Source organism: Aquidulcibacter sp., from assembly GCF_020253525.1.
Lineage (GTDB): Bacteria > Pseudomonadota > Alphaproteobacteria > Caulobacterales > Aquidulcibacteraceae > Aquidulcibacter.
In genome coordinates this window covers 1-19402 of the sequence record NZ_JADCBK010000060.1, presented here as the reverse complement: position 1 = coordinate 19402, position 19402 = coordinate 1, and the positions used below count along the sequence as shown (strand labels likewise).

Genomic DNA, 19402 nt, shown 5'->3' with positions numbered 1-19402 from the left:
CGACCGTGCTAGCTTCGTGGAAGAAGTGCATGTCAACGAGAAGATAGTTCAGGTTGGGATTTTCTGTGACAATTTCATTGAGGACAGTTGGGAGGCGCAATCCTCGATTATCCGGCCTTAGCGACTTGCCTCCTGCCTCCGCCTTCCCTGACGCCAGTCCCAGGGCATCTCAAACCGTCCCGCCCTCATCCCATGCGTGAGATAGCGTGCGAGATTCTCCTCGCTCACATAATCCACCGAAAAGCGCCGATACGCGACAGCCCAGCCATGCGCGACAAGTGACTGCCCGACATCCCGACCGCCTGCCCAGCAGGTCGCTACAAGGCGCTGATAACGATCCCGCTCGAGGCTGATGCAGTGAATTTCGCCACCGGCGACTGCAGCTGCTAATTCGGATGCGGCACGGCGCCCGCAAGCCCAGACTTCGCCAGCGCTGTCCTCGCAGGTTTGCCGCAACTCAGGTGCATCAATGCCGTGCAACCGCAGCCGCGTATCGCCCACCTGGAGCGTATCGCCATCAATCGCCCGCGCTTTGCCCTGCAGCAACACAGGATCCATGCGCTTGGCTTCAGCGGCAGCGACAAAGCCAACAGCAAGCAGCGCAATAGCGAATGCAGCGTATGGATTTGTCACTTCAGGACCTCCGATCCTGTGCACAACGAAACCCGATATAGACCACCGCAGTTTCCGGAGGCTTACTGGCGCGATGGTCGTTGCGCATCTGCGCCGCGCCATACCACCAGGATCCGCCGCGCGTGATGCGTTCATTCCCCTGCGCCCTATCCACACATTCCCAGACATTGGCCCCCATGTCGTAAAGCCCATTCACCCCGGCCTGCGTTGTGCCAACGCGTGCGGGGCCGATGCCACGATTGAGCTTGACCGAACGGTCCAATGCGAAAGGTGTCAGCCCGCAATCATGCAGACAATTCGCGCCTGTCGGGCGTTCGCCACTGGGATAGGGATAGGTTGCGCCAGTCTGGAACGGCGGTGTAGGCGACGCCCGCCTTTCCGTATGCGCGGCTTCCAGCCATTCCGCATCCGTCGGCAGGCGCTTGCCAGCCCATCGGCAATAGGCAGCTGCTTCGTCAAAGGTGATGTGCACCGCGGGCTCACGCTCATCAGCGGGCTCACCGAAGGGCGTGCGCCACGTCCAGCCAGGCTTGCGCACCCAGCCCGCCTCGAACACTGAACCGCCGCCCTGGCGCTCAGCCATGGTCACCATGCCCGTGGCGGCTACAAAGCGGCGAAAGGCAGCGACTGAAACCTCCGTGCGATCAATCGCAAAGCGGCCAATCGGCTGCATGTCACCCTGTGCATGGGCAGATGGCACTGCGATGGTCGCGCAGGCGAGCAGAAGCGCGCGCACAAGAATTCTCATATCCCAAACCTCTCTCAAGCCCAGTTTTTGTCAGTATAGGTGAGGGTCATACCTTCGAAGCCCTATCCCATCCCATCAACATACCTTCTCACCCGCCACATTCCAGAAATGCCCTCAGCGACCATAAACTCGCATGGTGTCCGCCCACGAAAGAGGGGGCCATTATTCGCTAGGTTTACCCATCTGTTACCTAGGTCCTCACCAAATTGAATTTGTAGACCACGATAGATGCCCAATAGTAGAGAAACCCGTGTCATTTGATGCTGCGAAAAAGTTCCCGACCATTGATTATGCCTTATGCGATACCAGGTGCTGAGTGAAACGCCGATGAGTATCGCCGCGCTGGCAGACGGCACACACCAAATTCGTAGGATATTACGGGCACCAATGGCGGCTGAGGGGCTCAGACGTTTTCTGTCGTCTGGATTATCGAAGAGCCCCTGGATGGATTGGGACGGAGTCGCATCGGTGTTTTCAGAAAACGCAGTCTTTGGGGCAGACATTTCAGATGTTCGCGACTCAAGTTTCCCAAGAGGTGCGGCCCCCGAATTTATGGGAGCCGCTCGTGAGGAATCAGACCTCCGCGTCACCAAAGCCGAAGGCTTTCGCAACAATTTTCGGCGCTGGAGGCGTTGGCCAACTTTCAATCTGGCGTAGCCGCTTCCGAATGCCACTCAAACCGATATCTTCGCTTCGCATCGTGCGTAGATCAGGATCCGAAAGTACTTTCCGAATCAATTCCCTGACGCCACCGTGCAATGCGCGCCCATCGGGTAGCGGCAATGAGATTTGAATGCGCCTCTCTGTTCCGTCCAAGAGACGCGCAATAATCTCATCACGCCCTAGTGAAGAAAGTTGATCACCTTCTTCATGGCGCATTTTTTGATAGCGATACGTTACCGTTGCCTTTGGCAAGCCGGTTAGCTTCGCAAAGTCAGCAGCGGATACAACCTCATTTGATTTGGTTGGATGAGGCAATTCGAATGGTGGCAGGCGTCCTGTCTTGACGCCATTCTGCCTTGCTGAGCCTGGCAGCCGCCGATCTTCAGTCAGGCAGGCAGAACCAAGACCCGCGCGAGAAGCGCGCCAAAGACGCCCCTTCAACGCGGTGTGAGATATGCAATGCTCCTTCGCTGCTTTCGACAAAGAATAGAACTCCTTGCCTGCAACCTCGATTGGCGTTGCACGTAGCTGCCTTCTATCGACCCGCTCTTCAAATTCGAAAGCTTGCCGTGGAGTCTGGCCTAACTCGAGCCGCACTCGCACGGTTGGAAATGCCAGCGGCGATTTTCCTTGGCGCATGCGCCACGCATTTACCCTGTTAAGTGCGGCCATAATCGAGGGAAATCGACGCGCTCTTTGTCCGTCGATCCGTAGCGTAATCGGTCTTCCATTGGCTGGGCCGCCTAAGCTTGCGCCACCAGGTTGCAAATTGAACCCGTTGGGCGCCCTTGTTTGCAAGCGCTCGATCCAGTCCTGCTCGAGTTTTCTAGCCTCTCGGGGCGTCGAGCAACCGTCGATCTTGGTTATCTCGAATTCTTCGTGGATCGCAACATTACGCTGGGTAGCTTCCCTGATTGCCGACGCCAATCCACCAGCCCTCAGCTTTTTACTTCTGCGATGCGCATCATATTGATGGAAGCGAAAGCGTGTTTCCAAGCTACGTTGCGTAACACCAACATAGCTTCGGCCATCAGAACGTCTTCGGATTTGATAAATAATGAAGACCTGCTCAGGTGATGGCAGTTGATCGGTTTTGACAAGTTGCAGACGCGCTCTCTTGCGCCTTTTGCCACGGCTATCATCACCATCGCCGCCTCCCGCTGCGGCAACCTTCGGCAGGACGTGCGCGCTGGCTTCCGGAACGGAAACAATCGGGGCATCCGGCCGTCGTGGGTGGCGCCGCGGGAATGGGATGATGCGGCGTTCCGCCGCGGGCAAAATAGAGCTAGGCTCGTGATTAGCCTGAGACATAGGACTGATACTCCTGTGTTTTGGGTTAGGCCGTCGGGGTGTTGGAAGCACCTCGGCGGCCGCCTTTGTGGGATCATTCCCACGCTATTTGGCTGCCACAAACCAGGAATGTTGTCAAGAAAAATATGATAATGGTCTCAATAAATTTTGGCGGCCAACGAGGCAGTAAATTCGTGTACAAAAGTCGGCCCGCTAATGCGCTGGTTTAGATCGATAAAAATGCCCACGGCTTGCTGTTGACGGCGACCAAGCAATTGGAATTCATGAGAATTATGTCTCTTCGGGTGCTCGCTCCCGCGGCGCTCCATCGCCAATCAGGTGAAGATAACTGCGTATTTGTGTACACAGTTCACGGGGCCAACTCGCACTAGCGCCGCAATTCGGGCGGTATCTGAGGTGCCCCTACTCGAAACAGATTAGCCGCTTTTGGTGGATTCGCAGGCCATCAGGCGTTCGCGGTTCGGAAGCAGGAGGGTTTGGTGCACAGCCCAGCGCACGGACCTCAGGACAAATTTTTTTGTCGTCTCAATCATAGGGTCTCCATCCTAGTTGGGGGTTGGAGCATCCGATAAATCCAGCGTGGTTCAGACCACGCGAGGGATGAGTTCACGCGCGGGCTTTGGTTATGAGCTGGCGGAGGTAGGATGGGCCGCCGTCGTCCATAAATAGTACATTGCGCTCCTCAAGGTCAGATTTCGTTGTCGTCCGGGGCAAATTGATCAAATCGTGGAAGCTGGTGATCGACAAGATGAAGGCACTCAAGCTGATGGCTTTGTCGGCCAACTGCGCCTCAATCTGTTTGATTTCACGATACAGGCCGAACTTCGGATCCGACAAATTCAGATTCCTTATTCCCTTTGGATCAACGAATGAAAGCCACTGCTTTCCAGATTCATCGTCAACAAGCCAGAGAAGAAAGTCGGGGTAGAAGTTTCCAGCTAATGCGAAGCCGAGCCCCTTGGCCCGATTATCCGCGTTACGCAGCAGATAAAGGCTTAAACCTCCCAGGGCTTCTTTGCCCGCGGGGGACTCATAAAATGCCTCCAGGTCTTGGACAAACCGGACCTCGCTCGGGTCTCCGATGGCGAGGGGCCGCATCTTCAGGGGGACGATAGCGTCTTTAATCGGCGAGAGCAGGGGATAGTACAAATGCTGGCCGAAGCTGATCGCAACCATATGTGGGGCGTTCCACTTGCTCGCCTCGCCAAGCTTCCCAGATTCGACAATGCCCCTCAGGACCTCGAGCCTCTCCTTGTACTCGAGCCCATCGTCGGTGTTTTCTATTTCGAATTGATACAATTTGATGATCGAACCTGAATCTTCCACGACTGGCGCGACATCATAGAACTGGCCTTCATAGGCGGCTTTTAGGCCCTGGTAGAAGCGATCCGTATAATCAGTAAGCAGCTGCACCATCACTTTCTGCTGGCGCTGCACATCAGCGAACCCTTCCACCTTCAATTCTTCCTGAGGTACGAAAAGCGTGTACCAACCATCATTGCCGAGGCAAAACTCGGCAAGGCGGTTTCGGTCTACCTTCAGGTTGCTCCAGCTTTTCAGCAGCTTATATTCTTGCACGGCATTGAAGACCGTGTCCCAATCAAAGCACGCGATTGCCTTCTTGCTCAGCTTACCGCGATAGCGTTTGTCGGGCGCGCTACTTTCTTTGACTGCCGTAGTCGAGAGAGCCTCCACGCGTGGGTAGAGATCTAGCACAACATGAGGCGGCTTAACCTTACCAGCAAACTCCGCTGGAATTTCATAAAGTGTCGGGAAGTGGATACGCTTGAAGCCCTTGATCTGATTATCCTTGTAACCGTCCTTCAGCTTCAGGGTCTTTAATCTGGTGCCAGAAGGTAGGTTGGTCTTTGTCGGGAAATCGAGCGCTATGATTTCATCGCTTGGTGTAATGCCTTCCTCTTTCAGATAATCCTTGAAGGTGGCCATATAGTTTGCCCGAACGCCGAAGATATTCAGTGTCTCCAGGCGTTCCATATGCGTACCCTTCGGCCTTTCAGCAGGCAGCGAGCGCTTGAGCGACATGCCGCGCCCTTTCAGGCGTACGCCGCGACCGAAAAGCTGAATGATCTGGGACCCTTCCCCCTGGCCCATATTGAGCAGGCCCATGGTTGATACCCGCCAGCTTGACCAGCCTTCGGTGAACTTTCGCGATCCAATAAGGACATTCAGCTTGCTGTCCTTGTTGTTGATTGTTCCGAAAAGCCCCGTACCGAAATCATCTGCCTCGGTGTCAAAGTCAGTGCTGTCTTCCGCGTTTTTGAAGAAGCCGGAATCGTCACCGATGTTGATCAGGCCGAAGGGGTCGAAGGCCCCCACCCGCAGGGCAAGTTCACCCTTGCTGTTGCGCAGGTTCACCAGCTTCAGCCGTTGCCGAGCATCCGCGTTGAACAGCCGTTTCAGAATATCGTCATAGATCGTGAGCGCGTCTCGCTGAATAAGGGGCGTAAAGCGCTTGGCGAAGATATCGTTGCCCTTCGAATCCAGCAGCCGGGCCTTGTCCGCTACAAGGTCTGCAATCCAGGTGGTGGCTTCCTTTGGATGGTTCAGGAACCAAGCCAGAAATCTGATAACTTCAAGGATATCACTATCCTCGCCCGCAACGGTATTGCCGACAAACACCCAGAGGGGTTTCTCGATATTGAAATCCCTGATCTTGTCGCGGTGCGAATCCCAAAGCCAGAGCTGCTGATAGAAGCTGAGCAGGCAGGCCGTGAAATACAGATCCCCATCCTTGTCATAACCTTTGTCGTCAAGGTTCAGGATCAGGGACTCCTTCCCGTAACCATCGGCGTAGAAATACTTATAGCTGTAATCAATCAGCACGGCCTTGGCATAAGCTTCCCGGATGCCATCAATCCGGGCGCGGGCGCGTTCTTCTGTTGTCAGCTGCAGTTGTGCGCGTTCCGTGGAATCCAGCTGCTTCAGTGTCTTGTCAAAAAGGCGCCTTGCCTTGGCCTTCAGGATATCATCCTCAGCCTTGGCGACAGTGGAACCCTTGGCCACGGACTGGCTGAAGGTGGCGCTATATTCAAAGGCAAAGCCACCCTTCACCAGCGCAGCACGCCGTGCCATCCAGACGCCGCCCGCGCTGCCGGTGCCGCGGTGGCCTTCGTCAACCAGGACAAGGTTATTGCCTTCAAAGGCCTCGGTCGAGACAGTCTTGTCGCCCATCTCATTGGCCAGCTTCGTGACCTCGATCACATCCACCCAACCCTTGAACAGCGAACCGGCCTGGTTTTTGTCAAAGGCATGGGCGTTGATGCCGGATTGATGGAATTCATCCAGATGCTGGCGCGACAGACCTTCATTTGGTGTCAGCAGGATGATCCTGTCGGGGAATAGATTCGGATTTCCCGCCTGGAAGTAGTGCAGGTATTGTAGGATGTTGATGTGCAGGATTAGCGTTTTGCCGCTGCCTGTGGCGTTCCAGAAGGCCAGCTTGTTCAGGTCTTCGGCGGTGTAGTCCTTGAACGGTTCGGCCCCATCCTCTGCCCGATAGGCCGTCATTTGTTGATTCAAACCATCCAGTAGGTCCTGCCGATGGTTGAAATACCAGTCGAGGTAGATTTCCGTGAACAGAAGGGAGAGGTATTGGAAGTATTTCATCGTCAGCACTTCGCCGGTGGCGGCGTTGCGGCGATGGGTGATCTTCTGCCAATGCCCTACGATGTTAAGGTCATAACGACGCAGATCGGCCTCATTGATCCGATCCATGTTGAAAAGGCTGCGCGTCAGTTCATGGAAGAATTTTGTCTGGCCGTCATCGTCAATGCCTTCGTGCCGGTCTTCGCCTAAACGAGATTTCAGCGTCATCAGGCCGTCGCCGTGGAAATGGCTTAGCATCCATCGGTTCAATACCAATTCCTGATGGAAGGTGCGCTTTTTCTTCGGGGCGCGCGCCATTAGACATCATCCACATTGAACATTGCATCCAGGAAGGCGGGTTCGATCTGGCGCAGCATCAGCTTCTTCACCAGACTGCCTTCCTCCTCAGTAGTTTCCACTACGGAGGGGATGTTGTGGTCGCCATTGATGTAGACCACATCAAATTCGCTGTCGGCCGGGTTTATCTTCAGCTTGTCGCAGAGACGCGTGAGTTCTTCGTAACCGAGTTTCTCACAGTCGCGCCAAAGGATCAGGGTTTTTTCGCCGGTCGGCAGCCAGCCTTCTACCGTCACGAAGCCCTGCCTGGCCTGGATATCAATATGGCGAACAGTGAGGCCGATTAGATAGTTGAAGGTTTCGACCAGATCCACCTTGCGCTCTTCCCAGGCACCGGCGCTGTCAATGGCGATTTTGAGCGTATAGTCAAAGGGCTTCTGGAAATCTGAGACAGACAGAAGCGAACCCTTCGCCTCAACATCCAGCATATAACGCATCAGGTAATCATCGCGGGCGGCTTCGCTGAGTTCATTGAGCAGATTAGCCTGCGCGTCTGATCGTTTCAGCTCGAGGTTGTTCAGACTATCCTCATAGCCCTCGATCTTGAGTACCTTAAAGGCATGGCTGATCCCTGTTTCGGGAGCGGTTGGTTTACCTTCGGACCAATCAGCGGAATAGACAACCTTCATCATGCGCGGTTTCAGCACAGTATCGAAGTAGTCGCCTTGTTCAACCAGAATGTAACGTCGTTTCTCAGAGGAATTGCGGGCCAAGTGCAGGATAGCATGGCCGGTTGTCCCAGTACCCGCAAAATGGTCAACGATGATTTCTCTGTCTGTCTCGAATGCCTTTAAGAAACGAGATGACAGCTCGTAGTCCTTTGGGTTGGTGAACGCCTTACCACCAAACAGACTGGCAAGTGTTTTGCTCGCCACACGACCATCCCGATACTTGATGCTTGTAAGGCTCTGAAACTCGGTGTTTTTTAAGTAGGTCTTGTTGTTCGGAACCGTGGTCTCATCGTCTCCAAAATGAACGAGGCCATCCTTAATTCTCTGAAGCATCGTCTCTTCAGGATATCGCCATCCGCTGGACGGTTCTTTGCAAACTCGCCCGGTCATGGGATGAATTACGTCATACCTATACTGTCCGAAGTTTGGCCCTGAAATATTATCTGGGAAGTACACTCCGCGCTCATCCATCCAGCTATAGTGTTTGCTATCCCGTATCGGATTTGAGTCCGGAAACGTTGCGTACCATTTCAGTGCGGCGGCGTGGATGGCCTTCCAATCGGTTCCGTGCTCCTTCCTCAGTTTAGCAAAGGCTGCATATATTTCATCCAAGCCTTCCTTCTTTTCGGTCCAGTTACCTTTGTTTACGTTCTTGTCAACGACAGCCGTCATCAGGTACTCATGCTGCATCGAAACGTAGGACTGGTCGTTCTTGCTAGAGTTCTTCCAGATGATATCCCCAGCACGGTTCTCTTTTCCAAAGACTGCGGAAAGAACCAGCGCAGCATTATAGTGTTCGTTCTCGTCAATATACATCGACAGTATGCCGTCCCGTCGCAATAGATGCATTGCCAGTGTTAGTCGATCAAACAGCATGGCTGCCCAGCTGGAATGCTTGTAAGCGTCCTTATAGGTGAAGTCGTTCTTTCCGATGTTGTAGGGCGGGTCCATGTAGACACATTTTACTTGCTCCCGATACCGCTGCATCAACAGCGTTAGCGCCTGAAAATTCTCCCCATGTAGTAGCAGCCCGTCTAGGCTGGCATCCAGGTCAGGAATAGCTTTCAACAAATCAGCGCGGAACCCTGCATCAAACAGCGCCGTGTCCACCATCAAAAAGGGCGCGGCCTTCAGTTCCTCGACCGTTCCCAACGCGGCGCTAGAACGCATGCCCATTTCATGCCACTGCGCCCATTGTGCGGGGTTCGCCATGATGGCGGGGTAAAGCGCTTCCGGAACTCTATCTAGCGTCACACAATAATGCGCTGCGACGACGAATTTCTTCTTCAACCAAAGCTTCTTCTGGAAATTCTCAATGCTAGCAAGGAAGGTGATCAAGTCCAGCGCAATGGCGCGCAAGCATTGGATCATCCGCAGGTTGCGTTCGATATCAGCGAAGGCTTCGGCCCCCTGCACATCATCCAGGTTCATCACCTCACTCTTGATATAAAAATCCAATTCGCGGCGCAGGAAGCCGCCCAAATCCTTATGGATGAAGTAGTCTGCGGTGTTTTTCTCGGTATAGGTCTTCAGGTGCTTTTCCAGCAGTGTGCGCTGGGGGTTCTTTTCTGTCGGGGCGCGGGTGGTGAGCGCCAACCAGCGCGCCTTGACCGCATCATCGGCCAGAATCGCCGCTACCGCCTGATCAACCAGCGCTTCTTGCTTGGTGCCTTTCGGCTGCGGGGCATAATCGAACCGGATCACCAGTGCGCCATCTTCCTCGGTCACGGGCTGGATGGTTTCCTCAAAGGTCTCGCCATCTTCATCCGTGCGGGTGATTGTCCGCGCGGTCGCCAGCACAAAGCGGCGTTCCTTGTCATTATCCTTGCGGTTGTCCTTGGCCGTATCGGCGGCGACAAGGCGGAAGTGAACAGCACGGCCGTCTTCCAGCTTGAAGCTAAAATTGGAAAAGGACTCGCCAGATTTGGTGTAATATTGGTCGCGGTTAGCCCAATGGAGAACCACTTCTTCCCCTGAATAGGGAATTGCGTAGGTGTCGCCCTTGTAGCGGCGCTGGCTGATGAAGTCCCCTTTATCAAAGTAACGGGAGAAAAACGTCAGCAGGTGGGAAGATACCTGGTTCTCATGTTCAGATGCCCCTGCGCTGGCGGCGGCAAGCGCGGCGCGCAGATCTTTCACCCTTTTCTTGTCGTCAGGAATTTCACCCAGGTCCTCGAACTGCTTTATGGATTTGGTCAGTTCGGCTCGCAAAGCTTCGATATTCGCGGCAGCCCCGGCGGCTAGTGCCTCAGCCACACGCGCCTTCAGGCGGTTGGATAGGTATTCCTCAATCTCGCCCGCCCGGGCATTCAGGATACGGTAGACACCAAAATCAAGGTCGGGGCGATCAATCTGGAAAATCTCGCGCAGCTTGGCGACCAGGGTATCGAAATTGCTCATTTTTCTTGCTTCCTTGGTGTCATCCGGCGTGATTACAGGACCACCCAGCGGATCGTAAACAGGGTCTCGGCTTCCGTGCGCTGGGCCAGGCGCCTTTCAAGCTGATCAATCAGGGCATCTCGCTTGGCCATGATTTCATCCTCAACCTGGAAGATTTCCTGACGCTGGCGGCGTTGCTGCTGTTCCAAGCGGCGGATCTTATCCTGTAGCTGCTTTTGTTCTTCCAGGGTTGGGGCCTGGCGGGATTGGCGGTGCAGAACCTTAAGCTGTTCCTTCGTATCGGCCAGCGCTTTTTCGGCGGCCAGCACCATGTCGTCGGCCCAGCGTTCCAGCTTTTCTCGGGCTTCCTGGAAGTGACGATTATTGGTTTCCAGGGATCGACTTATGGTGGCCTGGGCGTGCCTTTCCGCTTCGGCATGCAAGCGTTCTTGGACGTCAGGCGGCACCGCCCGCGGGCGGACCTGTTTAGCGGCACAGAGGAATAGCCGTTCCATCGTTTCCTGATCGAGTGCCAGTCCGTTTTCGGCGAAGCCCGAACAGAGCAGGTGCTCCTCTCGTTCATAGCTTTCGATGCCAAGGCGCCGCAACGTTAGCCAGCCTGCCTTGCCCTTCAGCGCCTCAATGACCGAGAGGCGGGCGGGGTGACCGGATATGTCGAAGACGATCTCGGCGGGGGGTGTGGGCAGGGCCTTGGCAGTATCAATGACGTGCTGGCCGAGGGGATGCGACAGGCGGTAGAGGAACTGGCTGATCTCCTCAGTTTCTCCGCCCGGCGCCTGCGGGCGCGTCTTGGAGATAAGGTGATAGCGCCCGAGGGAGATTTGGGGTGTTGGCGGGGCGTGCAGGTCGAATGCCAGGGTGCTTTCATCAAAAGTCGCCATGGCCGCCAGCATGTGCTGCGTAACTGCCCAGAAGCGGCGGCTGACGCGATCCAAGGTTGCCTGGGTGTCGGCAAGCCGCACGCGCAGGCGTTCATGCACATCTTCATCAAAGTTTTCGAGCAGCGCCTTGCGCGTGTCAGCCAGGCGGGTGCGGATCTGCTCGTCAAGCTCCGCCTGAAGTGCGCGGAACGCAGTGTCAATTTCATCGGGCGTTCTGCATTGCTGGTAGATGGCCAGGATGCGTTTTTCGAAATCCACCCCGGACTCAATCGAGCCCAGGATTTCGTCGGAGGCGCCGAAGATACCGTTGAACAGGCTGAATTTCTCGGTCAGTAGCTCCAGCACACGCTTGTCGGCCGCGTTGCGTTCGTTGAGGAAGTTGATGACGACTACGTCGTGCTTCTGACCATAGCGGTGGCAGCGGCCAATGCGCTGTTCGATACGTTGCGGGTTCCAGGGCAGATCGTAGTTGATGACCAGGGAGCAGAACTGAAGGTTTATGCCTTCGGCTGCTGCTTCTGTGGCCAGCATGATTTGCGCTCCGTCGCGGAAATGCTCCGCCAGTGCGGTACGGGAGTCGACTGCGCGAGAGCCGGATACACGGCCTGAGTCCCGGTTGCGGGCGACCCATTCCTCATAGATTGCGTGCGCTTCCGGCCCGCCATTTGTGCCGTTAAAGAGCACGACCTGGCCCGAGTACCCATGGGCTTCGAGGAAGCCTTTTAGATATTCTTGTGTGCGCCTGGACTCTGTGAAAATGAGTGCCTTCTGTGCGGCGCCGGTTTTCTCCATTTCCGTGAAGCCAAGCTCCAATGCCTGAAGCAGCGTCTGCGATTTGGTATCCACGCCGACTTGCCGTGCCCGATCAGCGAGTGCGGCGAGGATCGCTATTTCTTCCTTCAGTACAGCATGGTTGATTGTCTGAGGCGCATCTGCCTCGGCGCCACCTTCGCTGTCATTTTCATCAAGGATTTCATCGAGAAGTTCGGGTTCGAGCTCTTCGTCCTCGATGATCCGTGCGGCTAGTTCCTCATCATTGCCAGTCTTCTGGTCTCGTAATTCCTCAAGCCGGAGGCGAAGTGCGTCGAGCGTAGCTGCGATGGCGATTGAGGAGGAGGCGAGAAGCTTTCGTAGGATGAGTGTTGTCAGATGGCGCTGGCGTCGCGGAAGGGCATAGCTGTCCTCCCGTTGAAGGAAACTCGAAATCGCCTCGTAGAGGGCCTGCTCCGCGTCGTTCGGGTGAAAGGGCCGGGTGATGGTGCGCCGTTCTGTGTAGCGGACGTACTCGGTCACCTGCTTGCGAAGGGTTCGCTTGCAGAAAGCGGCGAGGCGCTGCCGTAGGCCAGCAAGATCGCCGCCCGCCGTGGCGTATTGGGACCGAAAGGCATCGGCATCGCCGAACATCTGCTCGTCGATCAGTGTGCTGAGGCCATACAGTTCCAGGAGGGAGTTCTGCAGGGGCGTCGCGGTCAGCAGGACCTTGCGGCAGTCTTCCGTAGCCCAGCGGATTCCCTGGCCTACCTTGTTGCTGGGCCGATAGGCGTTCCTCAGCTTATGGGCTTCGTCGATGACGACGATGTCCCAGGCGATTCTTTTCAGGGCGTCCCGTTGGCTATTGGCGAAGTGGTAGGACATGACCAGAACGGCGGGCTGCGTAAGGGGGTCCTGGCCCAAGCGCGTGGCATCGCCCCATGAGCGCGCGTCGAGAACCACGGCTGGGAGGTTGAACTTCTCCTGGAGTTCGAGCGCCCATTGCTTGCGGATGGAGGCTGGGCAAATTACCAGAAGCCTGCGGCGGCGTTCGGCCCAAAGCTGGCACAGTACGATCCCCGCCTCGATCGTCTTACCCAGGCCGACCTCGTCAGCAAGCATCACGCCTTTGGAGAGCGGTGAGCGCAGTGCAAAGAGCGCGGCTTCAATCTGATGCGGGTTGAGGTCAACCGCAGCATCGAATAGGGCCGCTGACAGACGATCCATGCCGCTTGGGGCACGGCGTGAGAGGTCCTCGGCAAAGTATTTGGCATGATAGTCGGATACGATCATGTCAAAAGTCTGCCGCAAGGCGCGAACAGGAGATGGTTCGGGCCTTCATCTGGGTTAAAACCGTTCGGCAGGCGAAGTGTCCAGCCTGGATGCTCTCCAACGTCAGCAGTTTGTTCGAACAGTCCCTTGCAGGTCCTAAGATCAAGATGGCCTCCAGGAATCACCGCCCCTACTGGCTTGAGACGGCATGCAATCTCGAGCGTCATTCTGCTGAGGAGGCGTGATCATGAAAAGAGTGTAATTTTTGCCATCATTGTTCCTGGGTACCCGATCGGCAGTTTTTCAATGTAGCAGCAGACGGTATGCTCGGCGAGGTGCGCCTAGGGTTAGCATCGGTTCAGACGGTTGGGCGGTTCCTGCCCCCCCCACCCTACCGGCACCCCTTCCAGCAGAGCCGGCAGCGTCACCCCCTCCGGCTGCTGCCCGTCCAGGATCGCCTCGACCACGCCCTGCGCCGCAGCGTCAGGCGGGGCAGTCGCGAGACATAGGACAAGATGATGTTCTCCCCGCCGCCATTTCGTTGATCGTGCCGAAGCGGCCCGTCTCGCGCCGTCGCACTCCCATCGCTCGAGCCGCGCCTGATGTCATGGGACGGTTGCGGCTTCGTTTTGGCCGGCAGCAACTGGCCGATACCTGCCTGGCAGCTTTCCGAAGAGCGAACTCAGATAACTGTCATTCGGCTGATCTCTATCAGGGAGGGGCGGCCTCCGATTCACCATGCTGATCAATGCGCGGCCAATAACCACCCGTTTAGATCGACGGAATTGTTCCAGTGTGCGATGTTCCCACGCGGCGGGGGTAGGGGGACGGTGGGGTGAAGGTTAAGAGGCTTATCATTTCGAACTTCCGTGGGATCGCCCAGGGTACGGTCAACTTCTCTGGGCATACCCTGTTGGTTGGTGGGAACAACGTCGGCAAGTCCACTGTCTGCGAGGCACTTGATCTCGTTCTGGGGCCGGAGCGGCTGTATCGGCGCCCGGTTGTCGATGAACACGACTTCCACTGCGGGCGTTACAAGGGCAAGGACGGCACCCCAATAGTGATCCGCATCGAGGCGGTCTTGACCGACCTGTCGCCGGAGGCGGAACTGCGATTCTTTCGCCACCTGCGCCGCTGGGACATCTCCAAGAGCGACTTTGCTGACGAGGGCGATGGGGGCCCTGTGACCGGTGACGGGCCGCTAATCACTTGGGCTCTGCCCTTGGTCTTTCTCGGCCGATATGACAAGGACGAGGATGACTTTGTCGGCAACACCTTCTTCGACCATCCCATCGAGCCGCCTGACGACGATGATGAGACCATGGAGGTCGCGCTGGGCACCGGGCGCCGGATCTTCGGTCGGGAGCATAAGCGGCTATGTGGCTTTGTGTTCCTTCGTACCCTCCGGACCGGTTCCCGCGCTCTCAGCCTGCAGCGAGGCTCTCTCTTGGACACCGTCCTCCGCCTGGGCGGCACAGGCCTCGCCGATATGTGGCAGGACACGCTCGACCGCCTGCAGGACCTGAAACCCTCCATCGGAGAAGTCGCCCAGCTGAAGCAGGTACGGGCAGACATCCGCAGGCGGATGGCGCGATTTGTGAATCTCGCGCCCGGTGAAGATGCGACCAGCTTCTTCGCCTCGGAGCTGACGCGCGAGAACCTCCGCGAGGTGGTGAAGCTCTTTATCGCGGCCGAGCCGATCGGCTACGCGGTGCCGTTTGCGCGGCTCGGCACCGGGTCCGTCAACCTGCTGGTGTTCGCGCTTCTCACGGTGATCGCCGAACTCAAGGAGAAGGGCTCCGTGATCTTCGCCATGGAGGAGCCCGAGATTGCCCTGCCGCCCCACACGCAGCGGCGGGTAAGCCAGTTCGTACTAGCCGAGATGGGACAGGCCATCGTCACTTCCCATTCGCCCTATGTCATTGAGCAGTTCGAGCCAAAGGACGTCGTGATCCTCGACCGGCAAAACGATGGCGCGCTGACCGGCGCCCCCATCAACCTGGGGACATTTAAACCAAAGACCTTCAAGACAGAACGCCGTCAGTTCGCCGAATCCATTCTCAGCCGCGCCGTCCTCGTGGTGGAGGGATCGACGGAAACCGCGCTCTTCGCGGAGGCGTCCACGATCATGGAAACCTCATTGGGCGCCGACGCCTACGCCCACTTCGATCTTGCCGGCGTCAGCCTATTCAATGCAGGGAGCGAGACCGCTGTCCCGAAGTACGGGCCTGTGTTCAAAGCCATGGGAAAGCCGGTCTTCGGCGTTTGCGACAAGCCCAACAAGCCATTGACCGTCGACGCTATCGCGCAGTTGGGCGACTATACACAGCACTGGACCCTGCCGCACAAGGGGATCGAAGCGCTTCTGGTGGAGGAAACGGCAAGCGCCGTGCACGTGCGCTTCCTAACCGAGGTCGAGGGTCGCTCTGATTACCCGACGGCCCTCGGGAAGTATGACGCGCTGGTTGACACGGCCGCCAAGGCCAAGGACCTCGCGCTGGACGTGCTGAGAGCCCGGAAGGGTGATGCATTCGGCTACGCTGCGATCTTCGTTCGCGCGTGTGAAACCGCGGACCAGCTTCCCAAGACGATCCGCGATATATTGGAAGCCATTCACAATGCCTTGGCGCCGCCGGACGAGGGCGACGCCGGCAGGGCGGGTTGAACATGCTGTTCGGAGATGTCACCTGAAGCTGGAGCTGGATGCCAAGCGGGTGTCGATACTGGCCGCTGAAGGGCATCTCCTGGTGAAGGGAGGGCCAGGTGCTGGCAAGACAACGATCGCGCTTCTCAAGGCCCAGGCGTTGCTGTCGACGCTCGGAGCTGCCCAGGAGGTGCTCTTCCTGAGCTTCTCCAGAGCGGCCGTGCGCGCTGTCTTGGTCCGATGCAAAACGATCCTCAAGGCGGCGGAGCGAAAGCAGATCGAAGTCCAGACCTACCACTCGTTCTGTCTCGAGCTGCTGAAGTCGCATGGGCGGCTGCTGACCGGAAAACCTACCTCGATCCGCTACCCGGATGAAGAACGCCTTCAGAAGGCGGCGTTCGACGGTGACTGGGCCGACGAGGCGGGGCGCCTAGCCCGCGAACAGGCCGTTTTCGGCTTCGACCAGTTCGCCGGCGCGGCGGCAGACCTGATCGAAGGCTGCGCCGCTTTGCGCCGATTGATCGGCCGTAAGTATCCATTGATCATAGTCGACGAGTTCCAGGACACCGACGACGACCAGTGGCGGCTCGTGGCCGCCCTGTCGAAGGTCACGACCATCTTCTGCCTTGCCGACCCTGACCAGAGCATTTTCCAGTACCAGCCTAAGGTGGACCCACTACGGATCGAAAGGGCCATCGCCTTCTTGAAGCCGATGGTCACCGATTTGGCGGGTGATAACCACCGCAGTCCCAACAGCGGCATCCTCAAGTTTGCGGACGCCGTGCTGCACGACACCGCCTTGCCGAAGCCGTGTCCGGAAGTCGCCCAAATCAATTATCCGCCGCGGATGTTCTCGACAATGACCCATGCCGCTGTGATCTGGATGTTCGGACAGCTCGCCAAGCAGGGGATCGAAAATCCTAGTATCGCAGTCCTTTGCCGGAGCAACGCCCTAGTGTCCGACATCTCGACGATCCTAAGCGAGGAGCACGTCTACAAGACGTCTACCCTGAAACCGGTCGGTCACGAGGTGGTTTGGGACGCCGAGCTTTCGGCGGCGGCTGCCGTTGTCCTCGCCTCCATTTTGGAATGGCCCAGGACGCCGCCGGCTGAAAGCGCAGCCGCCACCATGCAAGCAGCGGCGGCCTATTGCCGGCTTAAGGCAGCCATCGACAACACGCAGACAGCCAAGGCCGCCGCAAAGGGCTTTGGCGAGGCCGCTGAGGCAGCGCTCGCGGGGCGCCCATTGCGGAATAAGTTCGGTAAGGAAATCTCGGCAGCCGCGGCGGTCGGTGTCGGCTTGCTAGGGGATCCGGTGGTAGACTGGCGAGCCGCGCGCGCCGTCCTGGCGACCATCCCCGTCCTGGAAGATGTAGTGAAACAAGTCCACCTGGTCCGATTGTTCCGGGCGGCGGATGCGCTTGGCCGGGGCCTGTCGAGCATGTGGGTCAACACGGGAACCTACCAGGGCGCGACCACCTTCGTTAAGAAGACCCTCGATCAGGAGCGGCTGATGTCTGCCGAACTGGAACCGCAGGGCGTCCTAGTGATGAACATCCACAAGTCCAAAGGGAAGGAGTTCGACGGCGTTATCCTGGTAGAGGGCCAGTTCAAGTCCCACTTTTTCGACTTGGCTCGCGACCCTCCACCATCGCCACATGCCCGCCGCCTGCTTCGTGTCGCCATCACGCGCGCTCGCCGCCGAGTCGCGATCATTAGAGCGTCTGGCACGTACCCGCCCCTCGCGCCCGCCTAGCCAGGCGCGGGCCGTTTCCGCTTGCTGCAGGGCTAGCTAGCTTCCGCTACGACTCAAACATTTTTGCAGTATAATGAGGCTTCACTGTTGCCCCCATTCCACAGGAAACGGCTCCAGAAGCCCCGGTAGCGTCACCCCCTTCGGCTGCCGCCCGTCCAGATTCGCCTCAACCATATCCGGCGCCAGCAGCGTCAGCCGCAGCATGCAGGACATATGGCAGGCCGCGCACCAATGGCGCGGTGTTATTCCGTGACCGATTTATCCGTAACTATCCGGCGAGTCCCACGGCTTTCTGATCTTCACGCTGCGCTGTGCGCCATGCTCTGCTGCTTTTTCCAATTCCAGGGCAGTAATTCATGAAGTCTTTGCTGCGGCATATCAGCGATGCGGGCGAGTACGTCAGCAAGCCAGGCGCGCGGATCAACGCCGTTCATCTTTGCGGTCTGGATCAGGCTATACATGGCGGCGGCGCGCTCTCCGCCCTGGTCAGAACCCGCAAAGAGCCAAGCCTTCCGTCCAAGGGCCGCGCCGCGCAACATGCGCTCGGCGGCGTTATTCGTCAGGCAGGTGCGCCCATCACTCAGGAACCGCGTGAAAGCCTCCCAGCGCTTCAACATGTAATCCATGGCCTGGGCAAGGTCATTGTGGCGCGAGAGCTTCGCCCGCTCGGCCCGCATCCACGCCTCAAGCGCGGCCACTAATGGCGCGATGTCGCGCTGGCGCACCGCAAGTCGCTCAGCCGCAGGCTTGCCATTGATGGTGGCCTCGGCGGCGAATATCGCATCAATCTGGCGCACGGCCTCAATGGCGAGTGGCATGTGATGCAGTTCGGCCAGCTTGAACAGTTTCCGCCTGCCATGCGCCCAGCAAGCGGCCTCCAGGATCGGCCCTGGCTGTCGCCCTGCTGCATAGAGCCCATTGAACCCGGCATAGGCATCTGCCTGCAGAATACCGGTGTAACTGGCCAAGTGGCGTTCGGGATGGATGGCTTTTCGATCTCGGGAATAGCGAAACATCGCCGCGGGCGGGTCCGTGCCACCAAAGGGCGCATCATCGCGCACATAGGTCCAAAAGCGCCCGACATCGGTTTTGCCCGCCGCCAGTACCGGCACAGTGGTATCATCACCATGCAGCCGCTCGGCGGCTATCGTATGGGCATCAATCAGCATCATGAGCGGCGTGATCGTTGCAGTGCTGGCGCCCACCCAATCCCCGATCGTCGAGGTGCTGAGATGGATGCCCTCACGCGCGAAGGTCTCGCTCAGCCGATTGAGCGGCAGGTGCTGGCCGAATTTCGCCTCCAGAATGGTGGCGAGGAGATGCGGCCCCGCCCTGCCGCGCATGATCGGGTGAAAGGGCGCGGGCGGCTGGGAGATGGCCTCACAACTGCGGCAGGCGAATTTCTCCCGCACGGTCTGGATGACTTTCCATTGCCGCGGGATGACCTCCAGCGTTTCCGTCACATCCTCGCCGAGTTTCACGAGGGTGCCGCTGCAGCAGGGGCAGGCGCTTGGTGATGGCAGGACGATTCTCTCGCGCGGCAAATGATCAGGCAGCGGGGCGCGCTTGGGGTGGTTTGGTGCCTTGTCCTGCTTGGTGTCTGGCGCAGACTGCGTGCTGGCCAGGCGATTGATTTCCGCTTTGGTCTTGGCTTCGGATTGTGCGGTGGTGAGTTCGTCGATCTGCAATTCCAACTGATCAACCAGCTTG

9 protein-coding genes are annotated in these 19402 nt (G+C 57.6%); 2 read left to right on the top strand and 7 right to left on the bottom strand.

Going from position 1 to position 19402, the window contains the following annotated elements:
* Positions 1 to 117: 117 nt before the first annotated feature.
* The 6 genes from IOB61_RS08000 to IOB61_RS07975 form a co-directional block, all read right to left on the bottom strand.
* Positions 118 to 633: a thermonuclease family protein gene (locus IOB61_RS08000; RefSeq protein WP_290814836.1), complete on the bottom strand. Its 516-nt coding sequence runs from the start codon at positions 631 to 633 to the stop codon at positions 118 to 120.
* Between the two features lies 1 nt (position 634).
* Positions 635 to 1381 carry an SUMF1/EgtB/PvdO family nonheme iron enzyme gene (locus tag IOB61_RS07995; protein ID WP_290814833.1) on the bottom strand — a complete coding sequence of 249 codons (747 nt, stop codon included), beginning with the start codon at positions 1379 to 1381 and terminating at the stop codon, positions 635 to 637.
* Positions 1382 to 1954: 573 nt separating this feature from the next.
* The gene (locus IOB61_RS07990) at positions 1955 to 3355 is read right to left on the bottom strand and encodes a GIY-YIG nuclease family protein (RefSeq protein ID WP_290814830.1); all 1401 of its coding nucleotides are present in this window, start codon (positions 3353 to 3355) and stop codon (positions 1955 to 1957) included.
* A gap of 606 nt (positions 3356 to 3961) precedes the next feature.
* Positions 3962 to 7279: a DEAD/DEAH box helicase family protein gene (locus tag IOB61_RS07985; RefSeq protein WP_290814827.1), complete on the bottom strand. Its 3318-nt coding sequence runs from the start codon at positions 7277 to 7279 to the stop codon at positions 3962 to 3964.
* Entirely contained in the window at positions 7279 to 10389 is a 3111-nt protein-coding gene (locus IOB61_RS07980; RefSeq protein ID WP_290814824.1) for a site-specific DNA-methyltransferase, read from the bottom strand. The genes IOB61_RS07985 and IOB61_RS07980 overlap by 1 nt, the downstream gene beginning before the upstream one ends.
* Before the next feature lie 32 nt (positions 10390 to 10421).
* Positions 10422 to 13313, bottom strand: a complete 2892-nt coding sequence (locus IOB61_RS07975) for an SNF2-related protein (protein ID WP_290814820.1) — start codon at positions 13311 to 13313, stop codon at positions 10422 to 10424.
* 814 nt (positions 13314 to 14127) lie between these two features.
* Here IOB61_RS07975 and IOB61_RS07970 point away from each other — a divergent pair.
* A complete protein-coding gene (locus IOB61_RS07970) occupies positions 14128 to 15957 on the top strand; it encodes an AAA family ATPase (RefSeq protein ID WP_290814817.1) in 1830 nt (609 codons plus the stop codon).
* A 49-nt stretch (positions 15958 to 16006) separates the two neighbouring features.
* Positions 16007 to 17692, top strand: a complete 1686-nt coding sequence (locus IOB61_RS07965; protein ID WP_290814814.1) for a UvrD-helicase domain-containing protein — start codon at positions 16007 to 16009, stop codon at positions 17690 to 17692.
* Positions 17693 to 17991: 299 nt separating this feature from the next.
* On the opposite strand, the gene IOB61_RS07960 is transcribed toward IOB61_RS07965, so the two are convergent.
* Positions 17992 to 19402, bottom strand: a 1411-nt coding sequence (locus IOB61_RS07960) for an IS66 family transposase (protein WP_290814811.1), incomplete at its 5' end; no start/stop codon positions are given.